Annotated in this window: 12 protein-coding genes; all 12 read left to right on the top strand. The window is 46.7% G+C overall.

All coding sequences use genetic code 11. From position 1 onward, the window contains the following. Nucleotides 1–79: 79 nt before the first annotated feature. The 12 genes from JGK39_RS17320 to JGK39_RS17265 all read left to right on the top strand — a co-directional run bounded on the left by JGK39_RS17320 (nt 80) and on the right by JGK39_RS17265 (nt 17,470). Nucleotides 80–1,372: a transposase gene (locus JGK39_RS17320; protein ID WP_293255756.1), complete on the top strand. Its 1,293-nt coding sequence runs from the start codon at nt 80–82 to the stop codon at nt 1,370–1,372. A 77-nt stretch (nt 1,373–1,449) separates the two neighbouring features. After that, nucleotides 1,450–5,118 carry a response regulator gene (locus JGK39_RS17315; protein ID WP_293296946.1) on the top strand — a complete coding sequence of 1,223 codons (3,669 nt, stop codon included), beginning with the start codon at nt 1,450–1,452 and terminating at the stop codon, nt 5,116–5,118. After that, entirely contained in the window at nt 5,111–5,485 is a 375-nt protein-coding gene (locus JGK39_RS17310; RefSeq protein ID WP_293255799.1) for a response regulator, read from the top strand. Before JGK39_RS17315 ends, JGK39_RS17310 begins: the two co-directional genes overlap by 8 nt. A gap of 127 nt (nt 5,486–5,612) precedes the next feature. Next, nucleotides 5,613–6,707, top strand: coding sequence for an RNA-guided endonuclease TnpB family protein (locus tag JGK39_RS17305; protein WP_293255762.1), 1,095 nt, complete (start codon nt 5,613–5,615; stop codon nt 6,705–6,707). A gap of 120 nt (nt 6,708–6,827) precedes the next feature. Continuing rightward, nucleotides 6,828–7,202, top strand: coding sequence for a response regulator (locus JGK39_RS17300; RefSeq protein WP_293255765.1), 375 nt, complete (start codon nt 6,828–6,830; stop codon nt 7,200–7,202). Continuing rightward, nucleotides 7,199–8,257 carry an adenylate/guanylate cyclase domain-containing protein gene (locus JGK39_RS17295; protein ID WP_293255768.1) on the top strand — a complete coding sequence of 353 codons (1,059 nt, stop codon included), beginning with the start codon at nt 7,199–7,201 and terminating at the stop codon, nt 8,255–8,257. Before JGK39_RS17300 ends, JGK39_RS17295 begins: the two co-directional genes overlap by 4 nt. Nucleotides 8,258–8,271: 14 nt before the next feature. Then, nucleotides 8,272–8,892 (top strand): Ycf51 family protein, encoded by a 621-nt coding sequence (locus JGK39_RS17290; RefSeq protein WP_366048911.1) that lies wholly within the window; start codon nt 8,272–8,274, stop codon nt 8,890–8,892. Nucleotides 8,893–8,994: 102 nt separating this feature from the next. Continuing rightward, on the top strand, nt 8,995–10,338 hold the full coding sequence (locus tag JGK39_RS17285) for an AAA family ATPase (RefSeq protein WP_293255771.1): 1,344 nt from the start codon (nt 8,995–8,997) through the stop codon (nt 10,336–10,338). Beyond that, nucleotides 10,335–11,813 (top strand): tetratricopeptide repeat protein, encoded by a 1,479-nt coding sequence (locus JGK39_RS17280; RefSeq protein ID WP_293255774.1) that lies wholly within the window; start codon nt 10,335–10,337, stop codon nt 11,811–11,813. The genes JGK39_RS17285 and JGK39_RS17280 overlap by 4 nt, the downstream gene beginning before the upstream one ends. 299 nt (nt 11,814–12,112) lie before the next feature. After that, complete coding sequence (locus tag JGK39_RS17275; RefSeq protein ID WP_293255777.1) at nt 12,113–13,315, top strand: tetratricopeptide repeat protein; 1,203 nt, start codon at nt 12,113–12,115, stop codon at nt 13,313–13,315. Between the two features lie 79 nt (nt 13,316–13,394). Further along, nucleotides 13,395–14,918 (top strand): carboxypeptidase M32, encoded by a 1,524-nt coding sequence (locus JGK39_RS17270; protein ID WP_293255805.1) that lies wholly within the window; start codon nt 13,395–13,397, stop codon nt 14,916–14,918. Between the two features lie 131 nt (nt 14,919–15,049). Beyond that, nucleotides 15,050–17,470: a sucrose synthase gene (locus JGK39_RS17265; protein WP_293255780.1), complete on the top strand. Its 2,421-nt coding sequence runs from the start codon at nt 15,050–15,052 to the stop codon at nt 17,468–17,470. The last annotated feature ends 177 nt before the right edge of the window (nt 17,471–17,647 follow it).

The raw sequence follows: 17,647 nt of genomic DNA, 5'->3' as shown, positions 1-17,647 counted from the left end.
AATTATAAACAATAATGGTATTATATTGTTGTGAGTGTTGAACAAGGAATACGCATAGCCCAAAAAACGCAAGTCTCAAATGCAACTAACAGAGAGGCACATCATTAAATCAACGGAACACCGTTTCGCCCAAATAGACGAACTAGCTTTCAAGTCCAAAAACCTCTACAATGCCGCCAATTACGTCATTCGTCAGAGTTTTATTTATGGGTGGGGCTATGTCAATTACAACGAAATGAACCGATTGATGAAGTCTCACGAAGCATATAAGGCAATGCCAGCTAAAGTAAGTCAGCAAATCTTGATGGTGCTAGACAAGAATTGGAAATCGTTTTTTGAAGCCGTTAAAGCTTACAAAGCTGACTCTTCAAAATTCACGGGTAGCCCAAAGTTGCCAAAGTACAAAGATAAGACTAAAGGGCGAAATCTTCTCGTCTACACGATTCAAGCAATTAGCAGCAAACAGTTGAAAAAAGGAATCATTAAACTTTCCGGCACTGAACTTTCAATTAAAACCCAAGTCAATCCCAACCAGATTTGTCAAGTTAGAGTGGTTCCGAAATGTGATTCCTATGTAATTGAGGTGATTTATGATGCTTGTACTGAGTGTAGTCGAAGTGAACCGGAGTCCACCCTTGGCAATGCCAACTCTGTAGCTAGTATTGATTTGGGACTGGATAATTTAGTGGCGTTAACTTCAAATCAGCCGGGATTTATCCCTTTGTTGATTAACGGGCGACCATTAAAATCGATTAACCAGTTCTATAACAAACGCAAATCCCGATTACAATCCCAGTTCAAAGGGAATCGTCAAACCTCACCCAGGATTCAGCGCTTAACTCGTTGTCGCAACCAAAAAGTTGATAATTACTTGCATCATGCTAGTCGCCTGATTGTTGCGATTTTAAATACCAAACAAATTGGGACGCTAGTAATTGGCAAGAATGCACAGTGGAAAACTGAAATTGATCTAGGGAAGCAAACCAACCAAAACTTTGTTAGTATTCCTCACTCTCGATTAATTGAAATGTTGGAGTACAAAGCTCGGTTGGTGGGAATCACAGTAATAGTGCAGGAAGAATCCTACACATCGCGGGCTAACTTCGTGGGTCTAGACCCAATCCCTGTCTATGGGAAAACAGAAAAAGAGCCAATGTTTACTGGTAAGCGTATTAAGCGAGGTTTGTACAAAACATCGACTGGTCAGTTAATTAATTCTGATATCAACGCTTCGTACAACATCCTCAGAAAAGCAATCCCAAATGCCTTCGGCAATGGGATAGGGAGCTGCGTAGCTCAGCCGAGGCGGGTTAATCCGCTCAAAGTGAAAGTGAAGGGGGAGGGACTTGAAGCCTCCCATGCCTATAAATGACTATACTTTTACCAGCTATATATACTATTAATTAAAAAGATATACTGTCAAAAGTTGCCTACAAAGCGCCCGAAATTATGCATCCCTACCTCCAGCGCCAACTCGAACAGCTCGGTTTAGCCGGCGAGTCTCCCCCTCCCACTGCCGAGCAGTGGCAGCTATTCTTAGAGCAGGTAAGTTGTAGCTACGACGGCGCTCCAAGTGGGCCGCAACCCTCGGCACTAAAGGATTTTACCTCCTCGCCCCCCGAACCTCAAGACTCTCCAACAGCTTCAGAATTCCATCGCCTGCGATCGACAGTCAACAGTTTGGGGGTGGGATTGTGTATCCTAGACGGCAAGGGGTTGGTCATCTCGGTGAATCCAGCAGCCGAACGCTTGCTGGGGTGGCGAGAGTCGGAACTTGCAGGCATTTCGCTGCTAAAGCGCATTGATCCCCAGCATTCGCAAGGCAAGAAATCCCCAGTTTTGAAGGCTCGGAAACAAAAAAACAGCAAAAATCAAGATGGGGCGATCGCACCTACACTATCTTTACAAGAGGCGATCGCCAACCGTCAACCTTGCAGCAATTGGGACGACGAGTTTCTATGTCGCGACGGCAAAATTTTATTAGTTTCCTATTTTTTCAATCCTGTAATTGAGGGCGACGAAATATCAGTCTTGGTATTTTTTGAGCAGGGAGAACACCAGCATATCTCGATGCTGCAAGCCGTTCTAGACGCTACAGATGCGGGAATTATCGCGGTTGACACTAAGGGCAATGTATGCAATTACAATCAGAAATTTGTCGAGATATGGGGTTTGTCTGACGCAGCAGAAAAGTTGAGCCGATCGCCCGCAGGCAATAGTGAAAAAAACATCGCCACAGAATTCCCCTTCGCTAGGGAACAATTAAAAGACCCCCAAAGATTTATCGAACACGCGATGAAAGTGTCGGCCCAACCAGATGCGAAAATCAGCGACTTATTAGAATTTAAAGACGGAAGAGTTATCGAATTAAATTCACTGCCATCAAAAGTTGGAGCAAACACAGTTGGCAGAACATGGAGCTTTCGAGACGTTACCGATCGCCAAAAAATAGCACAATCTTTGCAGGAGCGAGTAGAATTTGAGGCGTTGATTGCCACTTTGTCAACCTATGCGATCGCTGTGCCCGGAGCGGACATAGATGAAGGGTTCGATCGCACTCTCGAAGCCATTGCCCAGTTCAGCCGCTGTGACCGCAGTTACATATACTTGTTATCGGCAGACAAAACTCGCGCTCACAAAACCTACGAATGGTGCGCCGAGGATGTTCCGGCTCAAATAAAAGACAGCGCAGACCAACAAATAGACATCGCCCAAATCCCTTGGATTGCAGAAAAGCTCGATCGCGCCGAAGGCCTGCACATCAGAGAAATCCGCGAACTCCCGCCCGCAAATCAAGCCGAAATAGCCCGGTTGACAGGCCAAAATTTAGCAACATTTCTGGCAAACTCGCCATCGAAAACAGCAAGGGACTCCACAGGTGCGATCGCACATTCGGCAAAAACCAAATTAAACAAACCTCAAAAAAATCTGCGATCGCTAATAATTATTCCCCTAATTTGCAGTAAAAACTTAGTAGGATTTCTCGGATGCGACAGTTGCAAACCTGCTGCGGGTCGATCGACCGAAATATCAACTCCTCTCAAAATGGTAGGAGAAATGCTCGCCCATGCCCTAGAAAGGCAGCGGGCTCAAACAGCTTTGAAAGCAGCCGAAACCAAATACCGCAGCATCTTTGAAAACGCAGTCGAAGGCATATTTCAAACCACCCCAGACGGACGTTACCTCACCGCCAACCCCGCACTAGCCGCGATTTACGGCTACGAAACAGTCGCCCAAATGGTCGCCGAACTCGCAAACCTCAACAGCCAACTTTACGTTGACTCCAACCGGCGCGCTGAGTTTCTAGCCCAATTAGCCGCGCGCCACCAAGTATCAAAATTTGAATCCCAAATATACCGCCGAGACGGCAGCACGATCTGGATTTCCGAAAACGCCCGCAGCGTCTCGGACGAAAGCGGCAGCATTTTGTACTGCGAAGGCACAGTCACCGACATCACCCATCGCAAACTGGCAGAATCCGCCATGCAGTCGGCCCTAGAAGCAGCAGAATCCGCCAACAGGGCAAAAAGTACATTTCTCGCCAACATGAGCCACGAACTGCGGACGCCCCTGAATGCCATCATCGGCTACAGCGAAATGCTCCAAGAAGAAGCCGAAGACTCCGGCGATGAAACCTTCCTCCCAGATCTCGAAAAAATCCGGGGCGCAGGCAAACACCTGCTGTCGATGATCGATGACATCCTAGATATCTCTAAAATTGAAGCAGGTCGCATGGATCTCTACTTAGAAAACTTCGACATTCATGCCTTGATTGAAAGCGCTGTGGAGACGGCCAGGCCGCTGGTGGAAAAAAACGGCAACGCGGTAGAAGTCTACTGTCCAGAAAACCTCGATACCATGCACGCGGATATGACCAAAGTCCGGCAAGTGCTGCTGAACCTGCTCAGCAACGCTGCCAAGTTCACCAAAAACGGGAAAATTGCGATCGGAGTTGAAAGAATTACCAACGAACAATTAAGAATGAAAAATCAAGAGGAATCTGCCCAAATTTTAATTTCCAACTCCGAATTTTTAAGTTTTCGCGTCACCGACACGGGCATCGGCATGACACAAGAGCAATTGCAGCGAGTTTTCCAACCTTTTACCCAAGCTGACGCCTCGACTACCAAGCAGTACGGCGGCACCGGTTTGGGACTAGCTATCAGCCAGCGCTTCTGCCAGATGATGGGCGGCAGCATTGAGGCAAGCAGCACCTTGGGCGCAGGCACTACTTTCACCGTACTCTTGCCCAGCGCCATCAAACAGCCACAAATCCACAAAAAAGTCGGCGACAGCACTAGGACTTTGGATGCACCTGCCGTCGGTACGGTGCTGGTAGTTGACGATGACCCCATATCGCGGGATTTGATCGAGCGCGCCTTGGCTCGCCAAGGACTGCACATAGAAGTCGCAGGCAGCGGCGAGGAAGCCCTCATGCTCGCGAAGCAACTGCGGCCAGACGCCATTACCCTGGACGTAATCATGCCCGGAATGGACGGCTGGGCTGTGCTTTCGGCCCTGAAGGCAGATCCTGACCTTGCCGAAATTCCCGTAATCCTGCTATCCTTTGTGGGCAACAAAAGCCTCGGCTTTGCATTGGGCGCTTCGGACTACCTCACCAAACCAGTGGACGGCAAACGGCTGGTTGCTTTGTTGAACAAGTACCGACGCGACCAAGAAGGCGTTGCGGCTCACAGTTTGCCCTGTCAGATATTAGTTGTGGAAGATGACGATGCCACCCGCAAAATACTGCGGCGGATATTAGAAAAAAAAGGCTGGGCTGTGGCGGAAGCTGACAGCGGACGCACTGCTCTCGAACAGCTAGAAGTTGCTCGCCCGCAATTGATCTTGCTGGATTTGATGCTGCCAGAAATGGATGGTTTTGAGTTGATCGCCGAACTTCGCAAGTCGCATTCTGAAGATCCTATACCGATCGTCGTAATTACCGCCAAAGACCTGACTCCCGCAGAAAGTCAGCAACTCAACGGCTATGTCGATCGGGTGTTACAAAAAGGAGTCTACAGTTGCGATACTTTGCTGCGCGATGTTCGTTCTATAGTGAATGACAGGCTCGATCGCAGGAATGACTCGAAAGGCAAGGAGAACACCAATGGCTAAAATCCTGTTGGTCGAAGATAACGAAATGAACAGGGATATGCTTTCGAGGCGTCTGGCCCGCAAGGGACACGAGGTCTTTATTGCTGTGGACGGTGCTGAGGGAGTGTCGATGGCCCTCGACAAAGTACCGGATTTAATTCTGATGGATATGAGTCTACCAGTGCTCGACGGCTGGCAAGCCACGCAGCAAATTAAGGCGGCTCCTCAAACTCAAACGATCCCGGTGATTGCGCTGACGGCTCACGCCATGGCGGGCGATCGTGAAAAGTGTATCGCAGCCGGCTGCGACGACTACGACACCAAACCCGTGGAGTTTCCCCGACTTCTGGGTAAAATTGAATTGCTTCTGAAAGAGGCTATGACTTGAGAGTCCCCGCCGTAACACCGATCGGGATTCTTAAGACATTAAAGCCTCAGTAGACTTTGAGTCGGACTTAAGTACCAAATAGTTTGCTAAACTTATCCACAGTTAATTACCGAGACGAGGTTTAACCATGTTTGCCGTCAAACGAGCGCTCAAATTGAATAATAGGGAAGCGACCTTGATGGCGAAACACGCAGGATTTCGGCGCGTGGTATTTAACATGGGGTTAAGTTTGCGGACTCAAATGTACAGTGAGGGGAAACTTACAGACTCAAAGGTGATTAACGAAATTAAAAAAGTTCTCACTAATTACGTCAAAAAGCAGCCTGAATTCGCTTGGATGAACCAATTGTCTAGCCGAGTTTACCAAAACGCTTTGATTGACTTGAAAGATGCTTTTAGCCGATATCGTTCTGGTTCTTCAGGTCATCCAAAATTCGCCAGTCGTCGAGACGGTCAATCTTTTACGGTTGATTCATCTAACGGCAAAGTTTTGTTAAACGCTGGCAACACTATTAAGATTCCTACTCTGGGAACTTTTCGGCTTTACGAAGCCCTAGATTGTAGTTTTATTTCTCAAACTTTTACGATTTCAAAAGAAGGGAATCGCTGGTTTGTTTCTATCTGCGTTGATGCAGAGCGTCTCCCGGTTCAGCAGTCTGAAAGTTCTGTGGGAATCGATGTTGGTATCAAGTCATTTGCCACTCTCTCAAAAGGGCAGTTTTTTGATGCACCGAAGCCGTTAATAGCCCGTGCGAAAACCAAGCTTGCTACTTTACAGCGCCAAGCATCAAAGCAGGTAAAAGGCTCTCGAAATAAGCGTAAAACTTACAATAAGATTAGCCAGATTCATGCAAAGATAGCTCGTATTCGCCTAGATTTCCTTCACAAGTTAACAACTTATTTAGCTAAAACTTTTAAGTTAATTAAGATTGAAAATTTGAACGTCAAAGGAATGATGGCAAATCACAAGTTAGCGGGAGCAATATCTGACCTTGGTTTTTATGAGTTTAAACGTCAACTCGACTATAAATGTCAAATGTATGGAGCTAACTTGGTATTGGTAGACCAGTGGTTTCCTAGTACCAAAACTTGCTCAAATTGCGGCACAAAAAAAGATATGCCACTAAGCATACGGACTTTTGACTGTCCTGTTTGTGGCAGATATTTGGATCGCGATTGGAACGCCAGCATTAACATTTTAAATTGGGAACCCTCGGCTTGAGGGGGATAGCCTACTTATCTTGGGATAGCCGACTACCCAACAGCGTAGGAAGTAAACTCGTAATTGTATCTAAAGATGGCTTTAGATAGGTTTAGGTAAGTTTTATGAAGCAGGCAACCAATGGCTAAAATCCTGTTGGTAGAAGATAACGAAATGAACAGGGATATGCTTTCGAGGCGCCTCGCCCGCAAAGGACACGAGGTGTTGATTGCTGTTGATGGCGCTGAGGGGGTATCAATGGCGAAGACAAAAGTACCGGATTTGATTTTGATGGACATGAGCCTGCCGGTGCTCGACGGATGGCGAGCAACCCAGCAAATTAAAGCGGATCCCGACACTAAAATGATTCCGGTGATTGCGCTGACGGCTAATGCTATGGCGGGCGATCGCGAAAAGTGTTTGGCGGCAGGCTGCGACGATTACGACACCAAACCTGTGGAATTTCCCCGACTTCTGGGTAAGATTGAATTGCTTCTGAAAGAGGCCGTGCAATGAAAACTGACGAGGGCAACGTCCTGGTTGTTGACGATAATGAGGTAAACCGCGATTTGCTGGCCCGCCGACTTCAGCGTCAAGGCCACGCGGTGACTGTTGCTGAAGATGGTCTCCAAGCTATGGCACTGATGCGTAGTGAGCCTTTTGATTTGGTACTCCTGGACATTATGATGCCGCAAATGAACGGCTATCAAGTTCTGGAACATCTGAAAGCAGACGAGCAGTTGCGCCACATCCCAGTGATTATGATTTCGGCGGTGGACGATATCGACAGTATTGTCCGCTGTATTGAATTAGGGGCGGAGGATTATCTTTCTAAACCGTTCAATCCCGTATTGCTCAAGGCTCGGATTAGTGCCTGTCTGGAAAAGAAGCGGCTGCGGGATAAGGAACAAACTTATCTGCGGGAGTTGGCCGAGGAAAAGGAAAAGTCCGAGCGTTTGCTGCTGAATATTTTGCCGGGCCCGATCGCGCAGCGCCTCAAAGAAGGAGAAAATACGATCGCCGACAGTTTCGCGGAAGTTACTGTCATGTTTGCCGATTTGGTCGGTTTTACGAAGCTTTCGGCTCATTTGTCGCCCGCGGAGTTGGTGGAATTGCTCAACGAGATTTTTTCGGCTTTTGACGAATTGGCCGAGCGCTACGGACTTGAGAAAATTAAGACGATCGGCGATGCTTATATGGTGGTTGGCGGTTTGCCAAAGCCCAGCGACAACCACGCCGAAAGTATTGCTGAAATGGCGATCGACATTCTAGCAGCAATGGCTCAAATCCGCACCAAGGGAGGACAGCCGCTCAACATCCGCATCGGCATCCACACGGGCCCGGTAGAAGCCGGTGTCATAGGCACTAAAAAATTTACTTACGATTTGTGGGGAGACACAGTAAATACAGCTTCCCGGATGGAATCTCAAGGCGTCCCCGGCGGCATTCAGGTGACAGTTGCTACCTACGAGCGCCTGCGGAATAAATATGTTTTTGAAGAGCGCGGCGTGATTTCGGTGAAAGGCAAAGGCGATATGATGACTTATCTGCTTGTGAGCAGAAAGGCTTAATTAGTCCGAATAGAATGGGGCATTGGGCATTGGGCATTGGGCATTGGGCATTGGTAACTAATATCAACAGCCAACAGTTAACAGTCAACAGTCAACAGTCAACAAATTATCAAATGAACGTAAATTCTAACCTTTTAATGTACGCCCAATGGGCGGGAATTCTATCAGCAGCCTTGTTTGTTTTAACGATCGTAGCATTTATCTTCAAATGGGGTTTTCGCTTTCGATTGGTAGGAGTGAGCAGTTTTATGGTAGTAATTGCTGCGAGTATATTCGGTCTCGGTTTAGGACTGTTTACTCGCACCGAAATTCCCGGTGCAGTGCGCTATTCTTTGGTTTACGATACTGGCGGCGCTCAAACAGTAGTTACCGTGCCACCTTCGATTACTGAGTCGGAGTTAGAAGCAACGATGCAGCAAGTGGCTGCGGATTTGTACTCTCCAGGGCGATCGGGAAGCGGAAGAGATTACATGACAATCCGCGTTCGGACGGTGGTACATCCTGAGCCTGGTCTGTCTCAGCCGCTGTTTTTGGGCGAGGTGCGGCGATCGCTCGCGACGAGATATGATGACAAAATGGCGATCGACATCTACCCCGAAAAAGTCGCAATTCTGAAAAAGTATCAAGTCTCATAAATCCTGTAAGGGCGGGTTTTACAAACAAGAATTGCCTAAAACCGACAATAAGATAAAACCCGCCCGCACCAACGACAAATCAAGTATAAACAATATAAAATTATGACTAAAAATTCTGAAGAATTACTAACAAATCTATTCAATCTTTCCAACCCCTACAATCCTTTACCCGCAGGCGACCCGCGATATGTTGACTGTCGGGAAGTGCGAGGAGATGACAATATTACCGTAGACCTGGGCCTAAATATTCAGCGTTCCCAAGAGATGACTTGTCAGTTGTATGCCGGACATTTTGGTGCAGGAAAATCAACCGAATTGCGGCGACTAGAACAGTATTTGAAAGAACAAGGTTATTTTGTAGTTTATTTCGCGGCTGAGGAACAAGATATCAATACCGAAGATACGGAATATACAGATATTTTGCTGGCTTGTACCAGACATTTATTAGAAGCAATTAAAGATGCGGACTCAAAACCTTTACTCGATTGGATGAAAAACCGCTGGAACGATTTAAAAGATTTAGCCTTGACAGAAGTATCTTTTGAAACATTGAGCTTAGAAATGCAAATTGCTCAGTTTGCCAAACTGACGGCGAATGTGAGAACCGAACCTAGTCTGCGCCAAAAAATTAGAGAAAAAGTTAATCCTCACACTACCAGTCTGATTGAGGCGCTGAATCAGTTTATTCGAGATGCTAAAAAAAAGTTGCCCGATAAATATTCGCAATTGGCAATAATTGCCGATAATTTAGATAAGATCGTGCAGTTTTCTAAAGACGGAGGAGAACGCAGCAATCTCGACGAAATTTTTTTAGACCGCAGCGAACAACTCAAAGCTTTAGATTGTCATATCGTTTATACAGTACCAATTTCGATGGTGCATTCCAATCGCGCGGCCGATCTGAGCAATAACTATAATAACGCTCCGCAAGTTCTACCGATGATTATGGTAAACAATCCCAGCGGTGAAGTTAATCAAGCGGGACTTGCTAAAATGAAACAGGTGATTGAGAAACGGGTGAAACAAGTCGAACCCAGTTTATCTCTAGAATTAGAAACACAATGGTTTGAAAACAGAGAAACACTAGAAAAGCTGTGTTTGATGAGTGGGGGACACGTCAGGAATTTGCTGTCGATGTTGCAAGAAGCTATAAATCGTACCCAAGATTTGCCAATTACTGCAAAAGCGGTGCAAAGGGCAATTACGAACTTGCGGAATATTTATAGAAGAACCGTTAATAAAGAAGAATGGTCAATTTTAGCGAAAGTATCTGTCTCTCACCGGATACTTAATGACAAACAGCACCGCGATTTGCTATTTAACCGCTGTATTTTGGAATATCGATACTATGATGAAGAAGAAGAAATGCAGAATTGGTATAACGTTCACCCGCTAATTAAAGGCATTCTGGAATTTAAGGAAGCAGTTGCACAACTTGAGCCATGACATCGGAAATCATTGATTGGGACGAAGATTTGCCACCAGCAACACCGGAGGAAGAATATGAATCTCTGGTACGCACTCTCAGACGGACAAATGGTTTCCGGTTGTTGTTTGTGGAGTGTGTGCCGTCGGAGGGGAAACGATTGATTGCGAAAGTTCAAGCAGATTTCCCTCGGAAAAAGGTTGAGGTGTTGCCGCTGGATGAGTCGGTTTATAATTTTTATAATTTAATTGAAGAGTTACCAAAACGAGATGAAATTAATATTTTGTTTGTGACAGGCTTAGAATATTCGTTTGATGAATACGAACGAGAAAAAAGGGCGATCGGATGGGAAAGCAAGGATATTTATTCTTACAGTTGGCGGGGAGTGCCACCTGTTTTAATGAATATTAACCAGCAGCGAGAGCGTTTTCTAGATAATTTTAAAATTTGTTTTGTTTTTCTTTTGCCTAAGTTCGGTATTGAATATTTTATTCATCGCGCGCCGGACTTTTTTGATTGGCGATCGAGTTTATTTAAGTTGTCAATGGATAAGGAAAGCTTGCAAGCCGAATCAATGCTGGCTTGTTCGGAAAGATGGAAGTTAGAACAATATCTAGCTTTGACTCCCGAAGCGCGGAAACGGGAATTGGTGAGGATTCAAGGTTTAATTGATGAGGATGGGCAAACACCAGAACAAAAAGCTGAGTTGTTTTATGAACAAGGTTTATTGTATGACTTTGCCGAACAATATGCAAAGGCGATCGCCTCCTACGACAAAGCCTTAGAAATCAAACCAGATAAACACGAAGCCTGGAACAATCGGGGCAATGCACTGGGTAATTTAGGCAGGCTTGAAGATGCGATCGCCTCCTACGACAAAGCCTTAGAAATCAAACCAGATTTACACGAAGCCTGGTACAATCGGGGCATTGCACTGGGTAATTTAGGCAGGTTGTCTGAAGCGATCGCCTCCTACGACAAAGCCTTAGAAATCAAACCAGATAAACACGAAGCCTGGTACAATCGGGGCATTGCACTGGGTAATTTAGGCTTGCTTGAAGATGCGATCGCCTCCTACGACAAAGCCTTAGAAATCAAACCAGATAAAGACGAAGCCTGGTACAATCGGGGCATTGCACTGGGTAATTTAGGCAGGCTTGAAGATGCGATCGCCTCCTACGACAAAGCCTTAGAAATCAAACCAGATAAAGACGAAGCCTGGAACAATCGGGGCATTGCACTGGGTAATTTAGGCAGGCTTGAAGATGCGATCGCCTCCTTCGACAAAGCCTTAGAAATCAAACCAGATGACACATCGGCATTTTATAATAAAGCTTGCTGCTATGCGTTACACGGTCAAGCTGACTTATCTATTCAAAACTTGCAGCGCGCGATTAATCTAAATCCTGACAAATACCGAGAAATGGCAAAAAATGACTCGGATTTTGACAGAGTGCGATCGCACCCTCAGTTTCAATCCTTGATTCAAGAATAAATAGATAGACTGAAAGTTTATCTGTCTGGGGTGATATTTTTTACACCTCAGCCCGATCGCCCTTTGCTCTCTTCTACGCAATTCCAGAAAAAGCTTAGTAAAAATACATACATTCAAATCAACACCGCCGACAAAATCACTTAGAATTCAACGAGAAAAAATTGAAAAAGTTCCCCAGTTTAGATAAAATTGTCAACAATAACAAAACAAGGTACAATCGCCACCATTAGATGGCAGATGGCGAAAAACATCGCATATAAAAGAAAAAACGACAATTTTACATAATGAGGTGAAAACCCTTGCAAAAATTAGCTAACAGAGAAAAAGCGATCGACTCTGGGGAACAATCCATATCAGCCAACGCTCAAAACGCTCAAACGCTGTACGATCGCGGTAACGCCCTAGAATCAATGGGACGCTTGTCCGCAGCGATCGAATCTTGGTCAAAGGCGATCGAACTCGAACCAAAATTTCACGAAGCTTGGTACAACAAAGGCGTAGCCTTCAGAAAGTTGGGACAGCTACCGGAGGCAATCTCGGCGTACAACAAATCTTTAAAAATTCAACCAAAAAATACAGAAGCGTGGTACAATCGCGCGAATGTTTTGCGGAAGCTCAACAGACTCTCAGAAGCGATCGCTTCCTACGAACAGGCGATCGAACTCAAGCCAGACTATCACGAAGCTTGGACGAACCGCGGCAACACCCTCGTCAACTTGGAAAAATTCTCAGAAGCCCTCGCATCCTACGACAAGGCGATCGCCATCAAAGCAGACTACTCGGAAGCTTGGTACAACAAGGCATTTGCGCTGAAACAGTCGGGGCAAATATCGGACGCGATCGCATCCTACGACAAAGCGATCGAACTAAAACCAGACTTGCACCAAGCTTGGTACAACCGCGGCTTGGCCCTAGCGGAGGAAAAACTCTACGCCGAAGCGGTTGCTTCCTACGACAAAACCCTGCAATTGCGCCCGAATTCCCCCGAAGTTTGGAACAAACGCGGCACGGCGATCGCCCAAATGGGACAATTTAAAAACGCGATCGCGTCCTGGGACAAAGCGATCGAACTCAAGCCAGATGACAGCGAAACCTGGTACAACCGCGGCTTAGCTTTAGTAAACTTAAAACGCTTTAAAGAAGCAATCGCTTCCTGGGACAAAACCTTAGAGTTGCAGCCCAACAACATCGAAGCCTGGTACAACCGCGCTGTCGCCCTCAAAAAAATCGATCGCTTTACCGAAGCGATCGCTTCCTACGATCGCATTATCGCCATCACACCCGACGATCCAAATCTTTACTATCAAAAAGCTTGCGTCTACGCCCTAGAAAAAGCAGCAGGCGATCGCAAAAACAGCCCCAAAGCTGTAGCAACCAGCATTCAGAAAGCGATCCAAAACTTATCAAAGGCGATCGAGCTAAATCCGGAAAAATACCGGAAACTGTGCCAGAATGACTCTAAATTGCGTACAATACGGGAAGAAGTGCGGTTTTTAGCTTGATTTCAGGGTAGCAATGATTGATGGATACCGATGCCGCACTGCAACCTTTGTAGGCAAAACAGCACCACAACTCCCAATCATGCAAACCCTAGACAAAACTCAAGCAAAATTCGCTCAACTCGCAGCGCATCTGGGCGAAGTTACCGACATTGAATCAGCCTCATCGCTGCTGCATTGGGATCAGGCGACTTATATGCCCGTCAAAGGTGCAACTGCTAGAGGCCGTCAGTTGGCCACACTCAAACAAATATCCCACGAAAAATTTACCGATCCCAAAATTGGCGAACTCCTAGAAGACTTGCGTTTCTACGAACAAACCCTCCCCTACGATTCCACCCCAGCTAGCCTGATCCGGATCGCACGCAGAGATTACGATCGCGCCGCCAGAGTCCCCGCCACCTTCATGTCCGCACTCTGCCGCCACCAAGCCGACTGCTACGAAGCTTGGGCCAGGGCCAAAGCAGCCAACAACTTCGCAGCCGTCGAACCCTATCTCGAAAAAACCCTAGAATTAAGCAGGCAGTACGCCGACTTTTTCCCCGGATACGAACACATTGCCGATCCTTTGATCGATCGCAGCGACTACGGCATGAAAGTATCCCTGCTGCGCCCGCTGTTCGCCCAACTGCGTCAAGAATTAGTGCCAATAGTCGAAGCCATCACCTCACAGCCTCCCGCCGACGACTCCTGCTTGCACCAACACTTCCCACAAGCTCAACAGCTAGAATTCACCCGCACAGTCGTAGAACGCATGGGCTATGACTTCCAACGGGGACGCCAAGACACCACCCTGCACCCCTTCATGACGAACTTCTCGATAGACGACGTGCGAATCACCACCCGCGTCTACGAAGATCACCTCGATCAAGCACTCTTCAGCAGCATCCACGAAGCCGGACACGGCCTCTACGAACTCGGCAATTCCCCGGAATTTGAAGGTACGCTACTCGCTGGTGGCATTTCCTCCGGCGTGCACGAAAGCCAGTCGCGGCTTTGGGAAAATCTAGTGGGGCGCAGCCGCGGTTTTTGGCAGTATTTTTACCCGCAATTGCAAAGCCTATTTCCGCAGCAGTTGGGCGCAGTATCCGCAGACGCATTTTACCGCGCCATTAACAAGGTCTCGCGATCGCTCGTCCGCACCGATGCTGACGAAGTAACTTACAACCTCCACGTCGCCATCCGCTTTGACCTAGAATTGGCAATGGTAGAAGGCAAATTAGCAGTGCGAGACCTCCCCGAAGCCTGGAACGATCGCTATAAAACAGACCTCGGCGTTGTCCCCGCTACTGACAGCGACGGTGCGATGCAGGATGTTCACTGGTACGTTGGGACGATCGGCGGAATGTTTCAAGGTTACACCCTCGGCAACTTAATGAGCGCTCAATTCTACGAAACCGCACTCAAAAACCATCCCGAAATTCCCGCACAAATAGAACAGGGAAACTTTAGCGTACTCCACGACTGGCTCAAACAAAACATCTACGACCACGGCCGCAAATACACTGCCGTCGAATCGATCGATCGCGTCACCGGTTCACCTTTAACTATCGATCCGTTTGTGCGCTACATTCGCCACAAATACGGCGAATTTTATGTCATTTGAGGGAGAGCAATTTCCTATTGCAGACTTTAAAATGAGATTAAAAAAAGTAGGCGCCTAAAAAAAGGGTGGTACTAATACAGTATCGCCCTTTTTCACAGCGAAAATCAAAAATCTCAAATAAGGGAGTATCTATGTCTGAACTCTTTGAGGCTGTTATTAGCAGCGACGAAAAAACCGACTTGCGACAATTTGTCAGCGATTTGCGGGCTTTGGGAAACAAATATTTACTGCGAAACGATATAGTTAGCGCTTTTGCCGCCTACTGCACCAAATACGAAAAGTCCCAACAGTTTCATCAATCCTCTCATTTGAGCAAACTGATTTACTACGTTCAGGAAATTATTCTCGAACCAGGCAGCCTTTGCGTCCTGCTGCGGCCCAAAATTGCTACAATGGAAATAGTGCGAGTTGGAGATGACTTGACACTGGAGCGGATGACAGTGCAAGAATTGCTCGACGTGCGCGATCGCTACGTCAACCACTTTCACCCCCAAGAAGGCGACATCCTCGAACTAGATTTCGGCCCGTTTTACGACTATTCCCCCTCCATTCGCGACCCCAAAAACATCGGCAAAGGAGTGCAATTCCTCAACCGCTACCTGTCCAGCAAACTGTTTCAAGACTCCAAACAGTGGCAGGAAACTCTATTTAATTTCTTGCGGATTCACCGCTACAACGGCGTACAATTACTAATTAACGATCGCATAAAATCTCAAGAACAACTTTCAGAACAAGTCAAAAAAGCCCTCACCTTTGTCAGCGAACTTGCTGAAGATGAACCCTACGAGAGATTTAGATTTGTCCTGCAAATGATGGGTTTGGACGCAGGTTGGGGAAATACCGCAGCCCGCGTGCAGGAAACTCTAGGAATTCTAGACGAATTAATTGATTCCCCCGATCCCCAAACCCTAGAAGCATTTATTTCTCGGATTCCGATGATTTTCAAAATCGTCCTAGTTTCTCCTCACGGCTGGTTCGGCCAAGAAGGAGTTTTGGGGCGGCCGGATACGGGCGGTCAGGTAGTTTACGTCCTCGATCAAGCCAAGAATTTAGAGAAACAACTGCAAGAAGACATTCATCTTGCCGGTCTCGATAGTTTAGGCGTCAAACCCAAAGTAATTATTCTCACCAGGTTAATTCCAAACAGCGACGGCACGCGCTGCAACGAACGTTTAGAAAAAGTTCACGGCACAGAAAATGCTTGGATTTTGCGGGTTCCCTTCCGCGATTTCAATCCCAAATTGACTCAAAATTGGATTTCGCGGTTCGAGATTTGGCCTTATTTGGAAACTTACGCGATCGATGCGGAAAAAGAACTGCTGGCTGAGTTTCAGGGCAAGCCAGATTTAATAATTGGCAACTATTCTGACGGAAATTTAGTGGCATTTTTGCTGTCTCGCAAACTCAAAGTTACTCAGTGCAATATTGCCCACGCCCTGGAAAAGTCTAAATATTTGTTCAGCAATCTCTACTGGCAAGAATCTGAAGAAAAATACCATTTTGCCCTGCAATTTACTGCGGATATCATTGCCATGAATGCGGCTAATTGTATTGTCAGCAGCACCTATCAAGAGATTGTCGGCAAACCGGATAGTGTCGGCCAGTACGAATCTTACAATTGTTTTACTATGCCGGATTTGTACCACGTCGTCAACGGCATTGAACTGTTCAGCCCTAAATTTAACGTCGTGCCGCCGGGAGTGAACGAAAGCGTGTATTTCCCCTACACGCGCAACGAAGATAGGGTGCAGGGCGATCGCGATCGGCTCAACGAACTGCTGTTTACCCTAGAAGACCCCGAACAAGTGTTCGGAACACTCGACGACCCGCAAAAGCGCCCTTTATTTTCCATGGCCAGGCTCGATCGCATTAAAAACATGACCGGCTTAGCAGAATTGTTTGGAAAAAGCAAGGAATTGCAAGAAAAATGCAACTTAATTCTAGTAGCCGGCAAGCTGAAAGTCGAAGAAACCGAAGACTACGAAGAAGCCGAAGAAATTAAAAAGCTCTACGCAATTATCGAGCAATACAACCTGCACGGTAAAATTCGCTGGCTGGGAGTGCGGCTGTCCAAAAGCCTGTCCGGCGAAATCTACCGGGTAATCGCCGACGGCCAAGGTATATTTGTACAGCCAGCCTTATTTGAAGCTTTCGGCTTGACAATTCTCGAAGCAATGATTACCGGGATTCCGACTTTCGGGACGCAGTTTGGCGGCCCGCTGGAAATCATTCAAGATGGGGTAAACGGATTTTATATTAACCCGACAAACCACGAGGAAACCGCCCAAAAAATTCTCGATTTTTTATCGAAATGCGAACAAAATCCCAACTATTGGTATGAAATTTCAACGCGAGGAATTGACAGAGTTTACAGCACGTACACCTGGAAAATTCACACTACCAAACTGCTGACTCTGGCCCGGACTTACGGTTTCTGGAACTACTCGTCCAAGGAAAACCGCGAAGATATGCTCCGCTACATAGAAGCGCTGTTTTATCTGATTTACAAGCCGAGAGCGAAGGCTTTACTGGAGGAACACGCACAGCGATAAGTGGGAATTTTTGGTTTGTAGGGGCCGGTTGAGACAAAAAACTGGGCCGGTACGTAGTTGCGATGAAAGCGCTCCGATCTATAGAACCCATTTGAGATCTTTGGGCGATAGCGTAGAATCAAGGCAGAGTAGGTGAATTTGAGTAAATTGAGGTGAGAAATGGGGTATTCAAGTGAC

The sequence above is a fragment of the Microcoleus sp. PH2017_12_PCY_D_A genome (genome assembly GCF_020738565.1).
Taxonomy (GTDB): Bacteria; Cyanobacteriota; Cyanobacteriia; order Cyanobacteriales; family Microcoleaceae; genus Microcoleus.
The sequence above is the reverse complement of the archived record's forward strand: the minus strand, read 5'-3'. Positions and strand labels throughout refer to the sequence as shown.

Excerpts from the sequence above, each read along its gene's own strand:
- JGK39_RS17305 (WP_293255762.1), top strand. The coding sequence starts at position 5,613 with ATGTTTGCCGTCAAACGAGCGCTCAAATTGAATAATAGGGAAGCGACC.
- JGK39_RS17295 (WP_293255768.1), top strand. The coding sequence starts at position 7,199 with ATGAAAACTGACGAGGGCAACGTCCTGGTTGTTGACGATAATGAGGTA.
- JGK39_RS17315 (WP_293296946.1), top strand. The coding sequence starts at position 1,450 with ATGCATCCCTACCTCCAGCGCCAACTCGAACAGCTCGGTTTAGCCGGC.
- JGK39_RS17310 (WP_293255799.1), top strand. The coding sequence starts at position 5,111 with ATGGCTAAAATCCTGTTGGTCGAAGATAACGAAATGAACAGGGATATG.
- JGK39_RS17290 (WP_366048911.1), top strand. The coding sequence starts at position 8,272 with ATGGGGCATTGGGCATTGGGCATTGGGCATTGGGCATTGGTAACTAAT.
- JGK39_RS17265 (WP_293255780.1), top strand. The coding sequence starts at position 15,050 with ATGTCTGAACTCTTTGAGGCTGTTATTAGCAGCGACGAAAAAACCGAC.
- JGK39_RS17285 (WP_293255771.1), top strand. The coding sequence starts at position 8,995 with ATGACTAAAAATTCTGAAGAATTACTAACAAATCTATTCAATCTTTCC.
- JGK39_RS17300 (WP_293255765.1), top strand. The coding sequence starts at position 6,828 with ATGGCTAAAATCCTGTTGGTAGAAGATAACGAAATGAACAGGGATATG.
- JGK39_RS17320 (WP_293255756.1), top strand. The coding sequence starts at position 80 with ATGCAACTAACAGAGAGGCACATCATTAAATCAACGGAACACCGTTTC.
- JGK39_RS17270 (WP_293255805.1), top strand. The coding sequence starts at position 13,395 with ATGCAAACCCTAGACAAAACTCAAGCAAAATTCGCTCAACTCGCAGCG.
- JGK39_RS17280 (WP_293255774.1), top strand. The coding sequence starts at position 10,335 with ATGACATCGGAAATCATTGATTGGGACGAAGATTTGCCACCAGCAACA.